Genomic DNA, 19,109 nt, shown 5'->3' with positions numbered 1-19,109 from the left:
CAGTGCGGGGAATGGGGAGGATTCCCTCGGGTTGCCGGGCTGGCGCGGATCGGTGCAGCAGTCTTTGCGAACTCGCGGACTTTCCCCGGTGGTTCGAAAGCGGTGTCGCCGCTTCGCTCTGCCACCGCACTCCAAGGAGCTTGGGCTCTCATTCACACGGCGAAGCCGAATTCTTCACCCGGGGTTCATCCGCCTTTCACCCCTCGCGGCGACGGTCACGACATGAAGCGATTGCTGATGGCCGCGGTTTTTCTTTCACCCTGTTCCGCCCCTGCCGACCCGCTCGGCGATGCCGAGGTCAGGCTGCCCTACCTGGAGCTGAGGCGGCTGCTGGACGAAGGCAAGGACGTCTCCCCCGCGGCGGAAACCTTGCCGCCGGCACTCGGTGCGGCACGGATGAAGGTCCTCCGCGCGGGCGGTCAGATCGCCGTCGAGGCGACATTCCGCACTTTGAGCTTCACCGACGCACAGGTTCTGGTGCCCTTGGTTGGCGGGACCGTGAGCTTGGATGCCGATGAGGCGATGGAGGTCAAGCTGCTGGTCCGCGACGGCCGGATCTGCCACGCCGCGGAGGCCAAGGGCACCAGCACGTTCACCGTTCGCCTGCTGGGCGACGGCCCGGAGCTGACGCTCGATCTGCCTCCCTGTCCGTCGCTGCTGGTGGAAACCGACGAGACCGGCCTGCTGGTGAATGAACGGCCGCTGACCGCCGGGCAAACCCTGCCGCTACCCGCGGCCGGAGGCCCGGTGACCTTGCGCGCGCTTTCCACCCGCGAAGCCGAGGAAGCCTCGCGCCCGCCGCAGCCATCGGACTGGTCGTGGCAGTTCCAGGTGCTGGTCCGGGAAGACGAGGGAGAGCTGGTTCACGTCGTCAGCGGCCGCGCCTCCGCCACCGGCGGGTCGGGACTGTCCGCCGGATTGCGCCTGCCCGCCGACGCCCGCGAGGTGAGCGCGCAAGGAAGCGATCTCGCGAGCCAGCGGACGGGACGGGATGCCGACGGGACGACGCGGCTGAACCTGAAATGGAAGAGCCGTGACCTGCTCGAGCGCGAGATCGTCCTGAGCTACCGCCGCCCGCTGCGCCCGCTCGACTCGACCTGGCAGCTCGCGACACCCATGGGCACGGGCGCCCTGCAGACCCGCTTCCTGATTGCCGCCAATCCGCGCCGGGCCTTCGAGGCCGCCGGTCTGGCCGGTCCCTTCGACGCCGGCAACCTCCCCGCCGCGCTGCGCGAGGCCTTGGCCGGGTCACCCTACTTCACCCTCGAGGGCAAGGACGGCACAACCCCGCTGCAGGCCCGCGAATTGCCGCTGGTCGCCACCGCCGACGCGGTGATTCCCAAGGCCGCCTGGTTTCTCCAACAAGAGGTCGACGGTTCGCGGCTGATCGAAGGCGTGCTGGAGGTGGAGCACCGGCAACCGCTGCGCATCGCCCTCGAAAGCCCGGCGGGAGCCACCTTGCTGAACTGCTCCGTGAACGGCCGCGAAACCCGGCCGGTCGACCGCGGCGACGGCAGGATCGAGATCCCGCTGCCCCCGGGCGGCGAGTCGACGACCAAACTGCAGCTCTCCTTCACCGCCGCCGGCGACCCGCTCGACCCGGTCTCCGGAACGCTTTCGCTGGCCCTGCCCCGCACCCCGGTCTTCATCCACTCGCTGTCGTGGAGGATCGATCTGCCCGCCGCGTACCGCTCCGAAGTGAACGGCAACTTGACCCGCACGAGTCTCGAGTCCGGGGACCCGGGGTCCGCCATCCGGCTGGGCAAGAACCTCTGCCGCGACGAGGTGCCTGCCGTCGCGGTCTTCTACCAACGCGCCGACCTCACCACCACCCGCTGACCGCCATGAAAAAGAACAACCTCCTCGTCTCCGCTGGCATCGTCGCCTGCACCTGTGTCGCCTGGACCCTGCTCGGCTCCGCGATCGGCCAGCGAACCCGCTCCTCGACCTCGGCGATGCGGGGCGAGGTCTCCGGCGTCTGGGGGCCGGCCCTCGTCCAGGAACATCCGGACGCCTACTATCTCACCCCGAACGCACCCGACGGCCGCGCCGAAGTGCTGCCCGCAACCAGCAAGGTCACCGTCGCGCTGGAATCCGAGCCGAAACGCCGGGGGCTGCTGTGGCACCGCACCTACGGGGTCGATTTCAAGGCCGACTACACCTTCGCCAATCCCACCCGGATCCCGCAGACCTTCTACCTGCGCTTCGCGTTGCCACCGGACAGTGCCGGCCTGCACGGCTTCGTCTTCCAGCTCGACGGCGTGGCCGACAGCGCCACCGCGGCCAGCAACGGCGTGGTGACGCGGGCGGTGGTGGTGCCCGCCGGGGAAAGCGTGCCGCTGCATGTCGCCTACCGCACCCGCGGCACCGACTCCTGGAACTACTCCTTTCCCGACAACCGCCGGATCACCGGCTTCGACCTGCGGATGCGCGTGAACTTCGCCGACATCAACTTCCCCGTCGGCACCGGCTCGCCCGACCAACGGCAGGAGGATGCCACCGGCTGGGACCTCGCCTGGCTCTTCCCCGACGTGCTCTCTGCGCCGGACATCGGCATGGACATGCCCAAGCTCCTCAATGCCGGCCCGGTCGCGCAGCGGATCGTGATGTTCGCGCCGGTATCGCTGCTGTTTTTCATCTCCGTGGTCATGATCATCGCCGCGCTGAAGGGCATCCCGCTGCACCCGATGCATGTCTTCTTCGTCAGTGCCGGCTTCTTCGCCTTCCACCTGCTGTTCGCCTATCTCGTCGACCTGTTGTCGCCCTATGCCAGCTTCGCCGTCGCCAGCGGGGTGTCGCTGCTGCTGGTCGCCGGCTACCTGCGCGCCATCGGCGGCCGCCTGTTGTTCCGGGTCGCGGTACCGGCCCAGTTGACCTATCTCACCCTGTTCAGCCTGTCCTTCTTCTTCGACGGCCTGACCGGCATCACCCTGGCGGTGGTCTCGGTGCTGACGCTGGCACTGCTGATGTTCCTGACCGCCCGGGTCGACTGGCGCGGGGTTTTCGGGCAGGGGGCCCGGCCGGCCTGAGCCCGTCCGGGCACCGGCTTCCGAAATCGCCGCCGATTTCTCATTGCCCGCCCCACGGGTGCCATCCACTGTGATCGGGCACTTCAACCCCTCCAGAATTATGGGACTCATGGACTTCATCAAAGGCGAGCTGCTCGAGATCATCGAGTGGCAGGACGACTCGCGGGACACCATCGCCTGGCGCTTCCCCGACGATGACAAGGCAATCAAGAACGGCGCCCAGCTCATCGTCCGCGAAAGCCAGTCGGCCCAGTTCCTCTATCTCGGCCAGTTCGGCGACGCCTTCGGGCCCGGCAAGCACACGCTGACCACCGACAACATCCCGGTGCTGACCCGCCTCAAGGGCTGGAAGTACGGCTTCCAGTCGCCCTTCAAAGCCGACGTCTACTTCGTCAACACCCGCCTCTTCACCGGCAACAAGTGGGGCACCGCCAACCCGATCATGCTGCGCGACGCCGACCTCGGCGTGGTCCGGGCCCGCGCCTACGGCACCTACGATTTCAAGGTGGTGAACGTGCCGGTCTTCCTCAAGGAGGTCGCCGGCTCCGACCATGACTTCCGCGTCGACGAATTCGCCGACACCATGCGCTCGCGCATCGTCAGCGTCTTCTCCGACGCCCTCGCCACCGCGCATGTGCCGGTCTTCGATGTCGCCACCCGCTACATGGACCTCGGCGACGCGTTGCTGCCGCTGATCAATCCGGTGATCTCCGCGAAGTACGGCATCGAGGTCGCGTCCTTCATCGTCGAGAACGTCAGCGTCCCGCCGGAAGTCGAGGAAGCCATCGACAAGCGCTCGGCCATGTCGGCGATCGGCAATCTCAACGACTATGTGAAGTACCAGATGGGCCAGGGCATGGCCGCGGGCGGTGGTGGCGGTGGAGCCGCCGGCATGGCCAGCGAACTGGCGGTCGGATTCGCGGTCGCGAAGGAGTTGATGCAACAGGGCAACCTGACCGGTGGCACCCCGCCTCCCGTACCCGGTGCCTCTCCCGCGGTGCCGGAAATCGACGTCCTCGACCCGGCGACCATCGCGCAGATGCTCGGCGTGTCCGATGCCGACGTGATGGCGGAGATCGAGGCCGGCAACCTGCCCGCCAAGAAGATCGGTTCCGCCTACCGTGTCACCCGCGCCGCGCTCGACGAGTTCCTCGCCAAGTAATCTCCATCGCCGGGGCCATCCGCCCCGGTCCGTGATGGGGGCTGCCCGCCCTCACGCACCATCATGGACGCATCCGACCCAGCGACCGCGGACTCCTCGCCGATCGAACTGCCGAAAAAACGCATCCCGCCGCCGCTTCCCGGCGACCGCGGGGTGGCGGCGGAGGTGCGCTCGATGGAGCGCCACGTCTGCCCGGAGTGCGGCGGCAAGGCTGAATGGGACCCCGGCAAGGCGCAACTGGTGTGCCCCTACTGCGGGACCGAGTTTCCCCGGCTGGGCCCGCCGCCGCTGGCCGGAGCAGTGGTGGAACACGATCTCGACGAGGCGCTCCACCGGCTCGGCGAGGCCGGCCGCACGGTCGACACCTCGACCCGGCGCGTCCAGTGCAACCACTGCCACGCGGTGCTGGTCCGCTCCGCTGAAACCGTTGCCCAGCACTGCGACTTCTGCGGCTCGCCCGAGCTGCTCGATTACACGGAGATCAAGAGCCCGATCTCGCCGGAGTCACTGTTGCCGGCGGTGGTTTCCAAGGAGCAGGCCTATCACGCGCTGAAAAAATTCCTCGCCGAGCGCTGGTTCGCTCCGAACGACCTCAAGCGCCGCAACCTGATCGACCGCATCCACCGCGTCTACCTCCCCTATTGGACCTTCGACGCCTCCGCCGAATGCCCGTGGACCGCCGACAGCGGCACTTACTACTACGTCACCGTGACCGACCGCGACTCGCAGGGTCGCACGGTCACCCGTCAGGAGCGCCGGATCCGCTGGCGTCCGGCCAGAGGTCACGTCTCGACCTGGTTCGACGACATCGTGATTTCCGGGTCGCGGGGGCTGGACATCGACCTGTTGCGGAAGCTCGAACCCTTTCCGACCAAGGACCTGGTACCCTACGAGACCCGCTATGTGTCGGGCTGGCAGGTCGAGCAGTATCAGGTCCCGCTCCTCGATGCCGCCCGGCACGGCTTTGGCACCATGGAAGCGATGCTGCGCGAAGCCTGCGGCCGCGAGGTCCCCGGCGACACCTACCGCAACTTGCGGATCTATCCGGAATTCTCCGACAAGACCTTCAAGCACATCCTCGTGCCGATCTGGCTGCTCGCCTACCAGTACCGGCGCAAGACCTGGCAAGGCGCGGTCAATGCCGTGACCGGCAGCGCCCATGCCCGCTTCCCGATCAGCGCTTGGAAGGTCGCCTTCGTGGTCCTGCTGGTGCTGATCGTCATCGGCGTGATTGCCCTGGCAAGCCAGCGCTAGGGTCCCGACGAGCCATTGCTCCGCCGGATGACCCCGGCGCCTCCGCGACAAAGATTCGACCGGTCCCGTGATCCGCGGTTACAAGGCGGCCCGCACGATGCGCATCGACATCCTCACCCTCTTCCCCGAGATCGCCCTCGCCCCCTTGGGCGAAAGCATCATCAAGCGCGCCCAGGCCGCCGGCATCGTCGAGATTCACGCCCACAACATCCGCGACTGGGCGACCGACAAGCACCGGCGCACCGATGACACCTTGTGCGGCGGCGGCCAAGGCATGCTGATGCTGCCCGGCCCGATCTTCGACGCGATCGAGGCGCTGCGCCGGCCCGAGTCGAAGGTCGTGCTGATGACTCCTCAGGGGCGGGTCTTCAAACAGGCCGTCGCCCGGGAGCTTTCCCAGGAAACCCACCTCATCCTGCTGTGCGGGCACTACGAGGGCGTCGACCACCGCGTGATCGAGCAACTCGTTGACCTTGAGCTCTCCATCGGCGACTACGTCCTGACCAACGGGGCCATCGCCGCGGCCGTCGTCACCGATGCCATCGTCCGCCTGCTGCCCGGCGCCCTCGGCGACGAGCGCTCGCATCAGGATGAATCCTTTTCCGATCCGAACCTGCTGGAAGCCCCCGCCTACACCCGGCCGACCAATTTCCGCGGCATGAAGGTCCCCGACGTCCTGATCTCCGGTCACCACGCGAAGATCGAGGCCTGGAAAAAGGAGCAAGCCCTGGAGCGGACCCGCCGCAACCGGCCCGACTTGCTGGGCGGGGGCTGACCGGGCTTTGGAGTGCGCCGGCAGAGGGAGCGCAGCGACCGGCGACGGCGCTTTGTTGCGGGTGGCCCCGCCTCCAATAGCCGGAAGCCCCCCACCGCTGTCCCCACAGCACGTCCCGGCGATTCAACGCTCGAATACCCGGTCTTCCCCTCCGGTGCCCCGAAAGCGGTGTCGGCGCTGCGCTCTGCCACCGCACTCCAAGGTACTTTGGAGTGCGCCGGCAGAGGGAGCGCAGCGACCGGCGACGGCGCTTTGTTGCGGCTGGCCTCACCTCCAATAGCCGGAAGACCCCCACCGCTGTCCCCACAGCACGTCCCGGCGATTCAACGCCCGAATACCCGGCCTTCCCCTCCGGTGGTCCGAAAGCGGTGTCGCCGCTGCGCTTTGCCACCGCACTCCAAAGTCGCCTGTTTCCCCCATGCAGATTGCAAGCACCATGCACGAATCCAACGCATTTGCTTAACCTAGATTAATTATCGCTTTTCATCGGACACAACGACGCCTACCCGTCAGGGGAAGCTCAACCTCACCTATGATGAAGCTAACTCAAACTACCCCCCTCTGGATGAGTCTCGCGGTGGCTATCAGCCCCGTGGCTCGCGCCAACGAGGATCCGTCGAAGAACGGATCCCAGCCCGCCGCCAATGCCGCGGCTACCGTGAATTCCCAGGAGGAAGCCATCCCGCTCGATGCCCTGGCCGGCTTGCAGAAGCGCTTCGAATCGATGAACCACGCGATCAAAGAAGCGCGTGGGGAAGCCAAGGAAGTCGCCGGCCAGCGGGATGCCGCCCGCAAGGAAGCCGCGACCGTCCGCGAAGCCAAGCAGCAGCTCGAGAAACAGCTCGCCGACCTGCGCAAACAGCTCGAAGGCACCAACCGCGAAGTCGCCGATTGGAAAAACAAGGCCGGCGTGCTTGAGAAGAAGCTCGGTGCCGGCGAGGAGGCCTACCAGAAGCTCGCCAGCTTCCGCGATGAAATGGGCTCCGCGCTCAAGGAATTCGCCACCCTGAAACAGGACATGGCCGCGGTCCGCGGCGAACTCCAGGCCCCCGCCGAACGGATGGCCCTCAAGAAGGAAATCGCCGGCCTGAAGGAGTCCGGCGAGCAGCTGGCCCAGAAACTCGCCGCCGAGACCAAGGCCCACGACGAAAGCAAGCGCCTGCTGGCCGCGGCCCGCAATGCCGCCGATCAGGCGAAGAAAGCCTTCGCCGACCTCACCGGTCGTGCGAAAGCCCACCTCGCGGACCTGATCAAGACCCGCAAGGAGCGCGATGATCTGGCCAAGAACCTGGGCACCGCCAAGGAGCAGCTGGTTGCGGCGAACAAGGAAGCCGAGACCCTCAAGACCACCAACGCCAGCGTCACCAAGGAGTTGGAAAGCACCCGCGGCAAGCTGGACTCGACCCAACAAAGCCTGGCGATGCTGGAGAAGGAAGCCGCCCAGTTGCGCGGCACGATCCAGCCGCTGGCAGCGGAAATCAAAGCCGCCAACGAACAGTCCGCCCAGGCCACCAAGGCGATCAAGGAAGCCACTGCGGCGCGGGTCAAAGCCGAACAGGCGACCGTCCGTCTGGAAGGCGAGCTCAAGGAAACCCACCGCAAGCTGGCCGCCGCACTCGAGACCCAGAACGGCCTGAAACAGGAAGTCGCCAGCAAGAGCACCGAGGTCAACGACCTGCGCAAGCAGATCGAACAACTCGAAGCCAAGACCGCCGCCAAGGATCCGGCCCAAGGCCAGGAGAACGCCGGCCTCTGAGTTCCAGCATCAACCTTTCATGGCCCAGCGGCCGGGATCCTCGGGGTCCCGGCCGTTTTTCTTTGGAGTGCGGTGGCAGAGCGCAGCGCCGACACCGCTTTCGGGGCACCGGCTCATATCCCCTCCCGGTATCACTTCTCCGCCCCGGAAACCGAAAGGTCGCCACCCGATCTCTCCCGGACACGACCGCCCCCCAAAAGCACCGTCGCCGGTCACCAGCTCCCTCTGCCGGCGCACTCCAAGGTTACGATGCCACCGCAGCAACACTTTGGAGTGCGGTGGCAGAGCGCAGCGCCGACACCGCTTTCGGGGCACGGGACAGTGCCACCCTCCCCGGAAACGCCTCTCACCGTGACTCCTGTCGGGTCCGGTAAGCCCGCGGCGAGCGCCCCGAAATCTGTTTGAAGACGCGGGAGAAATAAGCCTCGTCGCTGAATCCCAGCGTGCGGGCGATCTCCGCGGACTTCAGGGTGGTAGTGTCCAGCATCCGCGCCGCGAGGTTCACCAGCTGCTGGCGATGGTAGCGGTGCGGGGCGACGCCGGCGTGTTGCTTGAATTTCCTCCGGAAGGTCTCGTAGTTCATGCCCAGCTCCGCGGCGGCCTTCTCCGCCCCGGTTTCGGGGCGCGAAAGCATCCGGCAGGCGTCGCCAAACCAGGCGGGCCGGTTGCCGGACGATGGCGGCGAGTCCCCCGCGCCCTCGAGCGCGGTCGCGAGCAGACGCTGGAACCCGCACAGCCGCGTCAAGGCGCCGGAATCGGATTCCAGCAGGGTCTTCCGGAAATCCTCCATCCAGGCGTCCGCGTCCGGCAGCCGTCCGGTCGGCCGGGCCGGGTCCAGCACCCCTTGCTGCCGCCAGGTTTCAAAAACCGGCCCCTCGAACATGATGTAGACCTCGTCCCAGCCGCCCGGCTGGTCGGGCCGGTAGAAATGGCCGACTTCTGGAAAAACGAGGATCCAGTCGCCCGCGGCGACACTCCGCGCAAGCCCCCGCTCGTCCTCGAAATGGCCTTCCCCGCGCGTGATGACCACCAGCGCATAGCGCCGCAGGTAGCGGAACCGCGACATCCGCCCCGTCGAGTGGAGAACCTGCCCGGTCTCGACCAGCGAGCCGAGCGGCGTGTTCAGCTGCTGCGCCCAAATGTTCCAAGCTTGACCGCTCACAACCTACCCATTCGGGGGAAATCATCCCAAAATCCACAAGTTTTATCCTGAAAATCCAAGTGCCGCCGATGAAAGGCCGGCGCCAAGTTCCGTATGCTCGACCGATCCGATGCGTTGCCAACTGACCATCCTCGCCACTCTCGTCCTCCCGCTCTCGGCAGAGGTGTCGGTCGATTTCAACCGCGACGTGCGGCCGATCCTCACCAAGAACTGCACCACCTGCCACGGCGGGGTGAAAATGGCCGGCGGCGTCTCCTACCTGTATCGCGAGGACACCCTCGGCAAGGGCGACTCGGGCAAAGCCATCGTCGTCCCCGGCCACCCGGAACAGTCGGAGATGATCGCCCGCCTGCTGACCGAGGACCTCGACGAGCGGATGCCGCCACCGGACCACCATCCCCATCCGCTGCCCCAACAGGACATCGACACCCTCACCCGCTGGATCAAGGAGGGAGCGAAGTGGGGCGACCATTGGTCGTTCCAGAAACCGGTGATGCCGGCCCTGCCCGCGGTGAAAGACCAGGCCTGGGGCAAGCAGGAACTTGACCGCTTCATTCTCGCGCGGCTCGAGTCTGAGGATCTGGAGCCTTCCCCGGCGGCGGCTCCCGAGGAATGGCTGCGCCGTGCGTCGCTCGACATCACCGGCCTGCCGCCGACGCCGGACGAGTGGGCCGCCTTCAAGCAAGCCTGGGAGGGCGACCCGCAGGCCGCGCTGGAGGGAGCCACCGACCGCCTCCTCGCGTCCCCGGCCTTCGGTGAAAAGTGGGCCGCGATGTGGCTCGATCTCGCCCGCTACTCCGACACCTTCGGATTCGAGAAGGACCCGCATCGCGACATCTGGCCGTTCCGCGACTGGGTGATCCGCGCCTTCAACGCGGACATGCCCTTCGACCAGTTCACCCTCAAGCAACTCGCCGGCGACCTGATCGGGGAACCCGAACCCGGCGACCTCATCGCCACCGCCTTCCACCGCAACACCCAGAACAACTCCGAGGGCGGCACCGACGACGAGGAGTACCGGATGAATGCCGTCATCGACCGCGTCAACACGACCTGGACGGCGTGGAACGCGACGACCTTCGGCTGCGTGCAGTGCCACGCCCATCCCTACGACCCCATCCCCCACGACGACTACTACCGCTTCATGGCGTTCTTCAACAATTCGGAGGACGTCGACATCAACTCCGATTTCCCTCGTACCAAGGTCGCCGACGACCCCGCGTTGCAGGCCGACGCGGTCCGCCTCGAACAGCTCGTCCGCCAGCGTCGCGCCGACATGAACACCCCGATGCGCGAGCTGGCGCTGAAAGTGGCGGACTGGCAGACGCTGCGCTTCGACAAGGCGACCGCCGAGCCGCCGACCGGCATCCTGACCCAGGGCGAGGACGGCATCGTCGTCACCTCCGGCACCACCCCGAACAACACCGCGTTCCTGTTCGAGGCAGCCGCCCGGCCGCTGGCCCTGATCCGGGTCGAGATTTTCCCCGAAAGCGACAATCCCGCGGAATGGCGCGGCCGCGGCGCGGTGGTTTCCGGCCTCGAGGCCGCCTATGTCGGCGCCGATGGCACGCGCACCCCGATCCGCCTGCGGGAAGTCGCGGCGGACTTCATCGCCGGACCCTTCGATCCCAATGACGCGCTCGCCGGCAATGCCGGCGGGGTCGGCGACTACCCGATGACCAAAAGCCCGCGCACCGCGTGGTTCATCCCGGCGCAAGCGGTTGCCCCCGCCGGGGGCGACCGGCTCGAGATCAAGGTCCAGCACCGCGCGACCTGCAACGAAAGCCAGAACTGCGTGGTCCAGCGCCTGCGGATCGCGACCAGCGAGGATCCGGCATTGATCGCCTACCTCGACACCCCGGAACACCACGCCCTGTGGAACGAGGTCGCGGAACTACGGAAGCAGTACCAAGCCATCCCCGGCATGACCATCCCGGTGATGCAGGAGCGTTCCGACGCCGCCCGGCGCGAAACCCGGGTCTTCATCCGCGGCAACCGCATGACCCTCGACAAAGTCGTCGAGCCCGGCATTCCCGAACTCCTCGGCGCCCCGGAGAAACCGCGGAACCGCCTCGACATGGCGCGCTGGATCGTCGGCAAGGAGAACCCGCTTGCTGCCCGCGTGCTTGCCAACCGGCTGTGGGCCGAGTTGTTCGGCATCGGCATCGTCGAGACCCTCGAGGACTTCGGTAGCTCCGGCGCGTTGCCCAGCCACCCCGAACTGCTCGACTTCCTCGCGCTGCGCCTGCGCGACCACCACGCCTGGCACCTCAAGCCCTTCCTCCGCGAACTCGTCCTTTCCGCCACCTACCGGCAATCGGACAAGGCCACGCCGGAGATCATCGGCCGCGACCCACGCAACCGCCTGCTCGCCCGCGGCCCGCGCAACCGGCTCACCGCCGAGATGGTCCGCGACCAGGCCTTGATGGTGTCCGGCCTGCTCAGCCGCAAGATGTTCGGCAAGCCGGTCTTCCCACCCCAACCCGACGGGATCTGGAACAGCGTCTACAGCGGCGCGAAATGGGACACCTCTCAGGGCGAGGACCGCTACCGCCGGGCGCTCTACACCTACAACAAGCGGACCAGCGGCTACCCCGCCTTCCTCACCTTCGACGGCTCGGCCCGCGACGTCTGCCTGGCCCGCCGCATTCCGACTAACACCCCGCTGCAGGCACTGGTCACCCTGAACGATCCCGCCCATATGGAGTTCGCCCAGGCCTTCGCCAAGCGCATGGCCGAAGCCGGCCCCGAGCTCGGCGAGCGGCTCGCCCGTGGCTACCAGCTGCTCACCCTCAAGCAAGCCACCCCGGCGACCCTCGACACCCTCCGCGCCCTCCACGCCGATGCGAAGGCCGAGTACGAAAGCACTCCCGCCGAGTCCGCCAAGCTCGCGCCGACGCCCGACGAAGCGGCACTGGTGCTGGTGGCGAACACCTTGCTCAACTCCGACCTCGCGCTGAACCGATAAAGGGGGGAATGACGAATGAAGAATTTCCGAATGACGAATGAAGTGTGCTGGGAATGAGTGATGCGGAGGGACAACGGGAGCCGCGGTTCGGTGGCTATGATCTCGAAGAACGCACCGCGCGCTTCGGCGAGCAGGTGATTGAGTTCGCCCTCGATCTTCCGCGCAACGCCATTACCAACCCTTTGATCTCCCAGATTGTTCGGTCCGGCACCTCGGTGGGTGCCAACTATGTCGAGGCGGACGACGCGGTGTCGCGGAAAGAGTTCGCGCTCAAGATCAACACCTGCCGCAAGGAGGCCCGCGAAACCAAGCACTGGCTCCGGATGATCGCAAAGGCCCATCCGTCCGCCAAGGACCTCGCCCGCCCCATCTGGCAAGAAGCCCACGAACTCCATCTGATCTTCTCCAAGATCCGCCGCACCACCCTCGACCAACCCTGATTCCCCACCCACTCCATTCGTCATTCGGGAATTCCTCATTCGTCATTTTCCATGAACTTGTTCCAACAGCTCCACCACGACCGCGCCCGGCATCTCACGCGGCGGCATTTCCTCGGCCAATCGGCCTTGTCCCTCGGCGCGCTGTGGATGGGGTCGCAGATGGACCTGGCCTGCGGTGCCGGGTTGAAGAAGAACCCCGCCGCGCCGCTCGCGCCCGACTTGCCGCATTTCGCGCCCAAGGCGAAGCGCGTGATCTATCTCCACATGGCCGGTGCGCCGAGCCAGCTCGAGCTCTTCGACTATAAGCCGGACCTCGTCAAATACGACGGCCAGGACTGCCCCGCCGAGTTCCTCGAGGGCAAGCAGTTCGCGTTCATCCAAGGGGTGCCGAAGATGCTCGGCTCGCAGTACCCCTTCCACCGCGCCGGCAAGTCCGGGCAGTGGATTTCCGACCGCTTGCCGTACTTCGAGGAAGTCATCGACGACGTCTGCTTCATCAAGTCGATGTGGTCCGACCAGTTCAACCACGGCCCCGCCCAGCTCCTCCTCCACACCGGCAGCCAGACGCCCGGCAGCCCCTCCGCCGGCGCGTGGGCGACCTACGGACTCGGTTCGGAAAACCAGAACCTGCCCGGCTTCATCGTCCTCACCTCCGGCGGCAACAACCCCGACGCCGGCAAGTCGGTGTGGGGATCCGGCTACCTGCCGAGCGTCTATCAAGGCGTGCAATGCCGCTCCCAGGGCGACCCCGTGCTCTTCCTCGGCAACCCCGACGGCGTCTCACAAAAACTCCGGCGCCGCACGCTCGACGCACTCAACGACCTCAACCAGCGCGTCGCCACCGAGATCGGCGACCCGGAGACGATGACCCGGATCGCCCAGTACGAAATGGCCTACCGGATGCAGATCCACGCTTCCGACGCCTTCGACATCTCCCAGGAACCGCAAGCGATCCACGAAGCCTACGCCACCCGGCCGGGCAAGGAGTCCTTCGCCAACAACTGCCTGCTCGCCCGCCGCCTCGCCGAGCGCGGGGTCCGCTTCATCCAGCTCTTCGACTGGGGTTGGGACTCGCACGGAACCAACGACCAGACCGACCTGCGCAAGGGCTTCGCCGACAAGTGCCGCCAGATCGACCAACCGATCGCCGCACTGCTGAAGGATCTCAAGCAGCGCGGCCTGCTCGACGAGACGCTGGTCGTCTGGTCCGGCGAGTTCGGCCGCACGCCGATGCGCGAAAACCGCGGCGGCATGACGATGAGCAACGTCGGCCGGGACCACAGCCCGTCCGCTTACACCTTGTGGATGGCCGGCGGCGGCGTGAAGCCGGGCTTCAGCTACGGCGAAACCGACCCGATCGGTTACGAAGCGGCGGTCGACAAGGTCAGCGCCCATGACTTCCACGCCACGCTGCTGACGCTGCTGGGCTTCGACCACAAGCGCATGACCTATCCGTTCCAAGGCCTCGACCAGCGCCTCTCCAATGTCACCAAACCATCACGGGTGGTGACGGATGTGATCGCCTGACTGCGTCCCGCCCACAGACACCGCCACGAGCGGGACCGCTTGCCATGGGTCAGTTTTCGCTGCCAGTCACACGGACAAAATTGCGGATGCCGAACGGGATCAACGCCTCCATCCGGGTGTAATCGGCGGGGACTCCGGCTTGATCTGGTGCGACGGCAGGAAGCACCGGACCCGGCGTCCAGTCGCCGGCGAGGTCGTCGTTTTCCTCGAGGACATAGGTCGCACCGGTGGTCCGCTGCAACCAGACCAGGGTGAGACCGGTCGGGCCGGGGGCCGACATCACGGCCCGCCCCGTCCCGCTCGCCGGTGAGGTTCCGAACAGGAATTCATCGCCGCTGGAAATCCCGTCGCCGTCCGGATCCCCCTCGCGGCTCAGGTCGGAGAGGCCCTCGAAACCGGCGATCCAGGCGTCGAAGCCGGCCGGCGGCCCGATGTTTGCATAGTAAACCACCGGCAGCACCTGCTCGACCCCGTCCGGCCCCAGGTTGACGGTCCGGTCGGGCGTGTCCTCGTAGCCGGAGTTCGGCCCGCCATCGATGAAGAACTTGTAGACACCGAAGGGGCTGCCCTCGAAGCCTTCCGCGGTGAACGTCCCGGTGTAGATCATGTCCTCGTCGGGATCCGCCAGCACCACCCCTCCCGCGACATTCCACGGGCCGTCGAACTGGCCGATCACCCGCACCGTGCTGACCCCGGCGGTGAAGTAGCCGTCGCCGATGGCCACCGACATGTCGACCTGGAAGACGATGTCCCGCGACTCCGGTGCCGCGACCAACGGCTCGGGATCGACGTCGTCCTGCAGGCCGTCGCCATCGCTGTCGGCATTGCGCGGGTCGGTGTTGGCCGCGAACTCGTCCTCGTTGAGGACATTGTCGTTGTCCTCGTCGGCACCGGCCGCCAGTCCGTAGGCGGCGAGGTAGGCATTGGCATCGGCGAAGGTCGCGCGGGCAAAGGTGTGGGCCAGCGTGATGCTGTTGAAGGTGATGCGGTGGATCCCGCTGGCCTCGACCAGCCGGTTGATATCGCCGCCGTTGGGCGCCGCCACCCCGGCGGTGCCGCTGGCGCCCCAGTTGGTCGTCCACGAGCCCGCGGTGAACTTGTGGGTGATCGTCGTCTTCGGCGTCGTGAAGTGATAGTCGAGGGACCACTGGAATTGCTCAGCGAAACCGGTGCCCGCCAGCGACATCGCGTTGCCCGGCGTGCTGATCCCCGCCGGATCCCAGGCATCGGGCAGGTTGAAGCTGCCGGGAACGACGATTGTCACATGGTTGAAGTGATTGGGATCCTGCGGGAAATCCAGCCCGACCCCGTCCACCTCGTCGCCATCGCTGATGCCGTCACCGTCGGTGTCGAAGGCCATCGGGCTGGTGCCGGTGTGGGTGCCATCGACATAGGTGCCGGTGAGATTTTCCCAGCCGTCCTTGAGAAAGTCGTCGTCCGAGTCGTCGTTGACCGGCGACAAGCCGAGGTCGAGGTCGAACTCCTCCTGGTTGGTCAGGCCGTCGTCGTCGTAGTCGGTTTCGGGTAGCGCATCATTGCCCGCGAGCCCGAAGCCGGCGATCCACGTCGCGAAATCCGCCGTCCCCGGCATCGTGAACGTCAGGGCGGCATTCGATTCACCGCCCGCCACCGCCGTGGTGTAGGCATCGCCCCAATTGTTGATCGAACTCGCCGCCGCCGACAAGGCGTCGACCGCCCCGTCGCCGCCACCGCCACCGGTGGAATAGACATCGAAGCTGAACACCTCGCCCGGCGAAAGTCCCAGCGCCGCCGTCGTGGTGGTGATGCTCACGCTGGTCGCGTCCTTGGTGACCACCGGTGAGTCCGTCTCCGCCCACGAACCGGTGTAGTGATGAACTTGGCCGCCATTGCCCCCGTCGACCCAGCAGGCAATCCAGTGGGTCATGCCACCGGCGAAATGGATCGGCCGTCCCCAGCCGTTGCCGGTGGTCGCCCCGCCGGGGTTTGAGCGGAGCCCGATCGCGTATTTCCCCCAATCCGTCGCCACCGGACTGCCGGCGAGGTGGAGTATGAAGGTGATGTTCGTTTCGGTGGCATCGACCGTGACATCGACGGAAGTCAGGTCGAGATGAGGAAAGGTCCCCACCGCCACCTCACCGGTGGCATCCGGGTAGTTCTCGGTGGTCTGGGCGATGGCCGTGGCGGCAACCAGGCACAACGCCCCCGTCAGCGGGCGGGTCTTCATGGGTTTTTACAGGATGGGTTGACGGGTGCCGCCCCGATAAGGCAGGCACCGAAGAGGGGAATGTCGGCAACCGGGCCCGGGGTTTAAGCGGGACTGCAAATTTTTTGCGCGATCCGTGGTGCAGCTGGCGGCCCAAGCCCCTTGGAGTGCGGTGGCAAAGCGCAGCGTAGGCACCGCTTTCGAACCACCCGCCATTGCCGAGGCCACCCGTGAATGCACGGCCGACCTCCGAAACCCGACCAGCAGAACACCAAGCGCCCAACCCAAAAGCGCCGTCGCCGTTCGCAAGCGACCTCTGCCGGCGCACTCCAGAGTACCTTGGAGTGCGGCGGCAGAGCGCAGCGGCGACACCGCTTTCGAACCACCCGCCGTCGTCGAAGCCACCCGTAAATGCACAGCCGACCTCCGAAATCCGACCAGCAGAACACCAAGCTCCCAACCCAAAAGCGCCGTCGCCGGTCGCGAGCGACCTCTGCCGGCGCACTCCAAGGTTTCGAGATCGTCACGTCCTGCGAGTTGCTTCGAAAGTTATCTGCCCATCGATCGAATGCCGTGATCGACGGCCCTGCAATTCTTTGCAAGGCACCCCCTGATTCGGGGGCTAAACTTCAGAAAAACTGCTCCAAATGACTCGCGAGGAGTTTTATCCTTGGAGCAGATCCCGATCCGGGCATCTTCATCGCGCCCGATGATCAATTGGGAGCCCAACCCGGCATTGTTCATGCTTTCCGCATCTGCAACTCATTCCGGTTGAGCCACCGATCCCTCATCTGGAGCCACTCCCAACACGCCAATCGCCCGCTGGAGCAACACCGGGCCCCCTCCCTCCCCCATGTCTGAAACCGTCTGGTCCTGGCTTATCGTGGGTCTCGTCCTGCCGTTGTCGCTCGCGATGACGCGGCTGATGATCGGGATCGCTCCCAAGCTGGGCCTGGTCGATCAACCCGATGCGCGGCGGATCCATCAAAAGCCGATTCCCCGGGCCGGCGGACTCGGCCTGTTCGTCACCCTGATCGCCGGCCTCATTTGCCTGCGCGCCTTCGGCACCGGCTTCGAGGGCATGCTCGGCGGCCGCTGGACCTTGCACTTCGTCGCCGCCTCCGGGCTGCTGGTGATCGCGGGATTCTTCGACGACCGCGGCGGCATTTCCGCCTGGCTGAAGCTGGGCGTGCAGATCCTGGCGGCGGTCCTGATGTTTTTCCACAATCCCGGCGGCGCGGGAATTTTCATGGGCTGGAAGATCCCGTGGTTCCTCGACCTCGCCATCCATGTCGCGTGGACGGTCGCACTGATCAACGCCTTCAACCTGATCGACGGCATGGACGGGCTGTGCTCGGGTCTCGCGACGATCTCGCTGGTGATCCTGACGGCGCTGGCAGTGGCGGGCGACCGGCCCACCAACGCGTTCGTGATCGCACTGATGGCGGCGGCGCTGCTGGGCTTCCTCCGCTACAACTTCCACCCCGCCCGGATCTTCCTCGGCGACACGGGGTCGATGCTGATCGGCTTTTTCATCGCCTCCGTGGGTACCGCCACGGTCGGCCGCCACGCTGTGGTGGCCGGGTTGCTGCTCCCCCTGCTGGTCGGCGGCGTGCCCCTGCTGGACGTGACGCTCGCGATCTGGCGCCGCGCCGCACGCCGGATCGCGGTCTCAAAGCCGGGACAAGCGACCATCCACATCTTCGGCGCGGACCGCGACCACCTCCACCACCGCCTGCTGAACTGGGGCCTGAACCAGCGCCAGGCGGTGTTCGTGATCTACGGCTTCGCCGGCCTGTGTTCCTTCCTCGCCCTGCTGCCGATTCTCGGCGGTGCCAGCTACTTCACCGTGTCGGTCGTGGGGATCATCGTCATCGGCCTGGTCGGCCTGCGCTACATCGCCCCGGTGGAGTTCATGGAAAGCGGCCGCGGCCTCCGGACCCTGATCCGCCGCCCCCGCGGGTGCCGGGAAACCATGTTGATCTATTTTGTCTACGACCTCGCGGTGCTGTTCGGCTCCGCCCTGCTCGCCTGGTGGATTCTCGACAAGGTGATGATCCGGCCCTTTTCCTGGGAAGCCGCCCGCCAGCCGGCGACCTTGTTCGCCGCCTGCACCGTCGTCGGCCTCTGCTTCGCCCGCGCCCACTCCCGCCGCTGGACGCGGGCATCGACCCATGATTTCGCCGAATGCCTGCTGTGGCTGGCTTGCGGGGCCGGAATCAGCTTCGCGCTGGTGGGCATGTCGCAGGACGACTTCAATTTCCATGACGCGGCGGTCCACCTCGCCGCGCTGTCGCTCGGTTGTGCCGGCGTGCTGGCACCCCGCTGCATCGGCTTCCTGCTCCAGGAGAGCGTGATCGACACCATGCACCGCAAGCGCCGGATGCGCAGCAAGCGGTCGTCGCGGACCGCCCTGATTTATGGTGCCGGTGACCTCGGCGAGCTGTTCGTGTGCAATCTCCGCCTGTCGCAGCCCGAAACCTGGCTCGACTACCATTTCATCGGCTTCATCGACGACAGCCCCAAGCTCCGCGGCCGCCGGATGCGCGGATTCCCGATCCTCGGCACCTCGGCCCAGATCCCCGAGCTGGTGAAGCGCACCGGCGCGAATTGCATTCTGGTCACCTCCAGCGTCCTCTCGCCAGGGCGACTCGACGAACTGATGGAAATCGCGGAAAGCCACGATCTGGAAGTCCATCATTGGCAACCCGACATGATGCCGGAATTGATTCGCGCCGCCGACCGGCCAGCGGCGGAAGCCATCCGCGAAACAACGCGCCGGCCCTCGTCGGAGATCCCCCGGCCCGAGGAAACCACCGCCTTGCGCCCGGCCTGATCGGTCGCGCCGCGA

At 66.4% G+C, this 19,109-nt stretch carries 12 protein-coding genes; 10 read left to right on the top strand and 2 right to left on the bottom strand.

Annotation, left to right across the window (positions count from 1 at the left end):
- Positions 1 to 222 precede the first annotated feature (222 nt).
- From IG178_RS09415 to IG178_RS09390, 6 genes are all read left to right on the top strand, one after another.
- Positions 223 to 1,839, top strand: a complete 1,617-nt coding sequence (locus tag IG178_RS09415; protein ID WP_193212291.1) for a hypothetical protein — start codon at positions 223 to 225, stop codon at positions 1,837 to 1,839.
- A 5-nt stretch (positions 1,840 to 1,844) separates the two neighbouring features.
- Positions 1,845 to 3,029: an inner membrane CreD family protein gene (locus IG178_RS09410; RefSeq protein ID WP_193212290.1), complete on the top strand. Its 1,185-nt coding sequence runs from the start codon at positions 1,845 to 1,847 to the stop codon at positions 3,027 to 3,029.
- A 100-nt stretch (positions 3,030 to 3,129) separates the two neighbouring features.
- On the top strand, positions 3,130 to 4,191 hold the full coding sequence (locus IG178_RS09405) for an SPFH domain-containing protein (protein WP_193212289.1): 1,062 nt from the start codon (positions 3,130 to 3,132) through the stop codon (positions 4,189 to 4,191).
- 63 nt (positions 4,192 to 4,254) lie between these two features.
- The gene (locus tag IG178_RS09400) at positions 4,255 to 5,445 is read left to right on the top strand and encodes a zinc ribbon domain-containing protein (RefSeq protein WP_193212288.1); all 1,191 of its coding nucleotides are present in this window, start codon (positions 4,255 to 4,257) and stop codon (positions 5,443 to 5,445) included.
- 67 nt (positions 5,446 to 5,512) lie between these two features.
- Positions 5,513 to 6,220, top strand: coding sequence for a tRNA (guanosine(37)-N1)-methyltransferase TrmD (gene trmD, locus IG178_RS09395; protein WP_343225952.1), 708 nt, complete (start codon positions 5,513 to 5,515; stop codon positions 6,218 to 6,220).
- A gap of 565 nt (positions 6,221 to 6,785) precedes the next feature.
- Positions 6,786 to 7,976 carry a coiled-coil domain-containing protein gene (locus tag IG178_RS09390; protein ID WP_193212287.1) on the top strand — a complete coding sequence of 397 codons (1,191 nt, stop codon included), beginning with the start codon at positions 6,786 to 6,788 and terminating at the stop codon, positions 7,974 to 7,976.
- 346 nt (positions 7,977 to 8,322) lie between these two features.
- On the opposite strand, the gene IG178_RS09385 is transcribed toward IG178_RS09390, so the two are convergent.
- The gene (locus IG178_RS09385; protein ID WP_193212286.1) at positions 8,323 to 9,138 is read right to left on the bottom strand and encodes a helix-turn-helix domain-containing protein; all 816 of its coding nucleotides are present in this window, start codon (positions 9,136 to 9,138) and stop codon (positions 8,323 to 8,325) included.
- 109 nt (positions 9,139 to 9,247) lie between these two features.
- Here IG178_RS09385 and IG178_RS09380 point away from each other — a divergent pair, with 109 nt between their 5' ends.
- Genes IG178_RS09380 through IG178_RS09370 form a run of 3 tightly spaced genes read left to right on the top strand, consistent with a single transcriptional unit; the run spans position 9,248 to position 14,073 of the window.
- Positions 9,248 to 12,106, top strand: a complete 2,859-nt coding sequence (locus tag IG178_RS09380; protein WP_193212285.1) for a PSD1 and planctomycete cytochrome C domain-containing protein — start codon at positions 9,248 to 9,250, stop codon at positions 12,104 to 12,106.
- A 53-nt stretch (positions 12,107 to 12,159) separates the two neighbouring features.
- Positions 12,160 to 12,546 (top strand): four helix bundle protein, encoded by a 387-nt coding sequence (locus IG178_RS09375; protein ID WP_193212284.1) that lies wholly within the window; start codon positions 12,160 to 12,162, stop codon positions 12,544 to 12,546.
- 51 nt (positions 12,547 to 12,597) lie between these two features.
- Positions 12,598 to 14,073 carry a DUF1501 domain-containing protein gene (locus IG178_RS09370; RefSeq protein WP_193212283.1) on the top strand — a complete coding sequence of 492 codons (1,476 nt, stop codon included), beginning with the start codon at positions 12,598 to 12,600 and terminating at the stop codon, positions 14,071 to 14,073.
- Positions 14,074 to 14,122: 49 nt separating this feature from the next.
- Here IG178_RS09370 and IG178_RS09365 read toward each other — a convergent pair whose 3' ends face one another.
- Entirely contained in the window at positions 14,123 to 16,279 is a 2,157-nt protein-coding gene (locus IG178_RS09365; RefSeq protein WP_193212282.1) for a hypothetical protein, read from the bottom strand.
- Between the two features lie 832 nt (positions 16,280 to 17,111).
- On the opposite strand from IG178_RS09365, the gene IG178_RS09360 reads away from it, so the two are divergent.
- On the top strand, positions 17,112 to 19,094 hold the full coding sequence (locus IG178_RS09360; RefSeq protein WP_193212281.1) for an MraY family glycosyltransferase: 1,983 nt from the start codon (positions 17,112 to 17,114) through the stop codon (positions 19,092 to 19,094).
- Positions 19,095 to 19,109: the final 15 nt, after the last annotated feature.

Source organism: Neoluteolibacter marinus (assembly GCF_014904755.1).
Lineage (GTDB): Bacteria > Verrucomicrobiota > Verrucomicrobiia > Verrucomicrobiales > Akkermansiaceae > Haloferula > Haloferula marina.
The sequence above is the reverse complement of the archived record's forward strand: the minus strand, read 5'-3'. Positions and strand labels throughout refer to the sequence as shown.

Bases quoted from the DNA above. Each gene is read 5' to 3' on its own strand.
- IG178_RS09400 (WP_193212288.1), top strand. From the start codon at position 4,255: ATGGACGCATCCGACCCAGCGACCGCGGACTCCTCGCCGATCGAACTG.
- IG178_RS09375 (WP_193212284.1), top strand. From the start codon at position 12,160: ATGAGTGATGCGGAGGGACAACGGGAGCCGCGGTTCGGTGGCTATGAT.
- IG178_RS09390 (WP_193212287.1), top strand. From the start codon at position 6,786: ATGAGTCTCGCGGTGGCTATCAGCCCCGTGGCTCGCGCCAACGAGGAT.
- IG178_RS09410 (WP_193212290.1), top strand. From the start codon at position 1,845: ATGAAAAAGAACAACCTCCTCGTCTCCGCTGGCATCGTCGCCTGCACC.
- IG178_RS09405 (WP_193212289.1), top strand. From the start codon at position 3,130: ATGGGACTCATGGACTTCATCAAAGGCGAGCTGCTCGAGATCATCGAG.
- IG178_RS09415 (WP_193212291.1), top strand. From the start codon at position 223: ATGAAGCGATTGCTGATGGCCGCGGTTTTTCTTTCACCCTGTTCCGCC.
- IG178_RS09360 (WP_193212281.1), top strand. From the start codon at position 17,112: ATGTCTGAAACCGTCTGGTCCTGGCTTATCGTGGGTCTCGTCCTGCCG.
- IG178_RS09380 (WP_193212285.1), top strand. From the start codon at position 9,248: ATGCGTTGCCAACTGACCATCCTCGCCACTCTCGTCCTCCCGCTCTCG.
- IG178_RS09370 (WP_193212283.1), top strand. From the start codon at position 12,598: ATGAACTTGTTCCAACAGCTCCACCACGACCGCGCCCGGCATCTCACG.
- IG178_RS09365 (WP_193212282.1), bottom strand. From the start codon at position 16,279: ATGAAGACCCGCCCGCTGACGGGGGCGTTGTGCCTGGTTGCCGCCACG.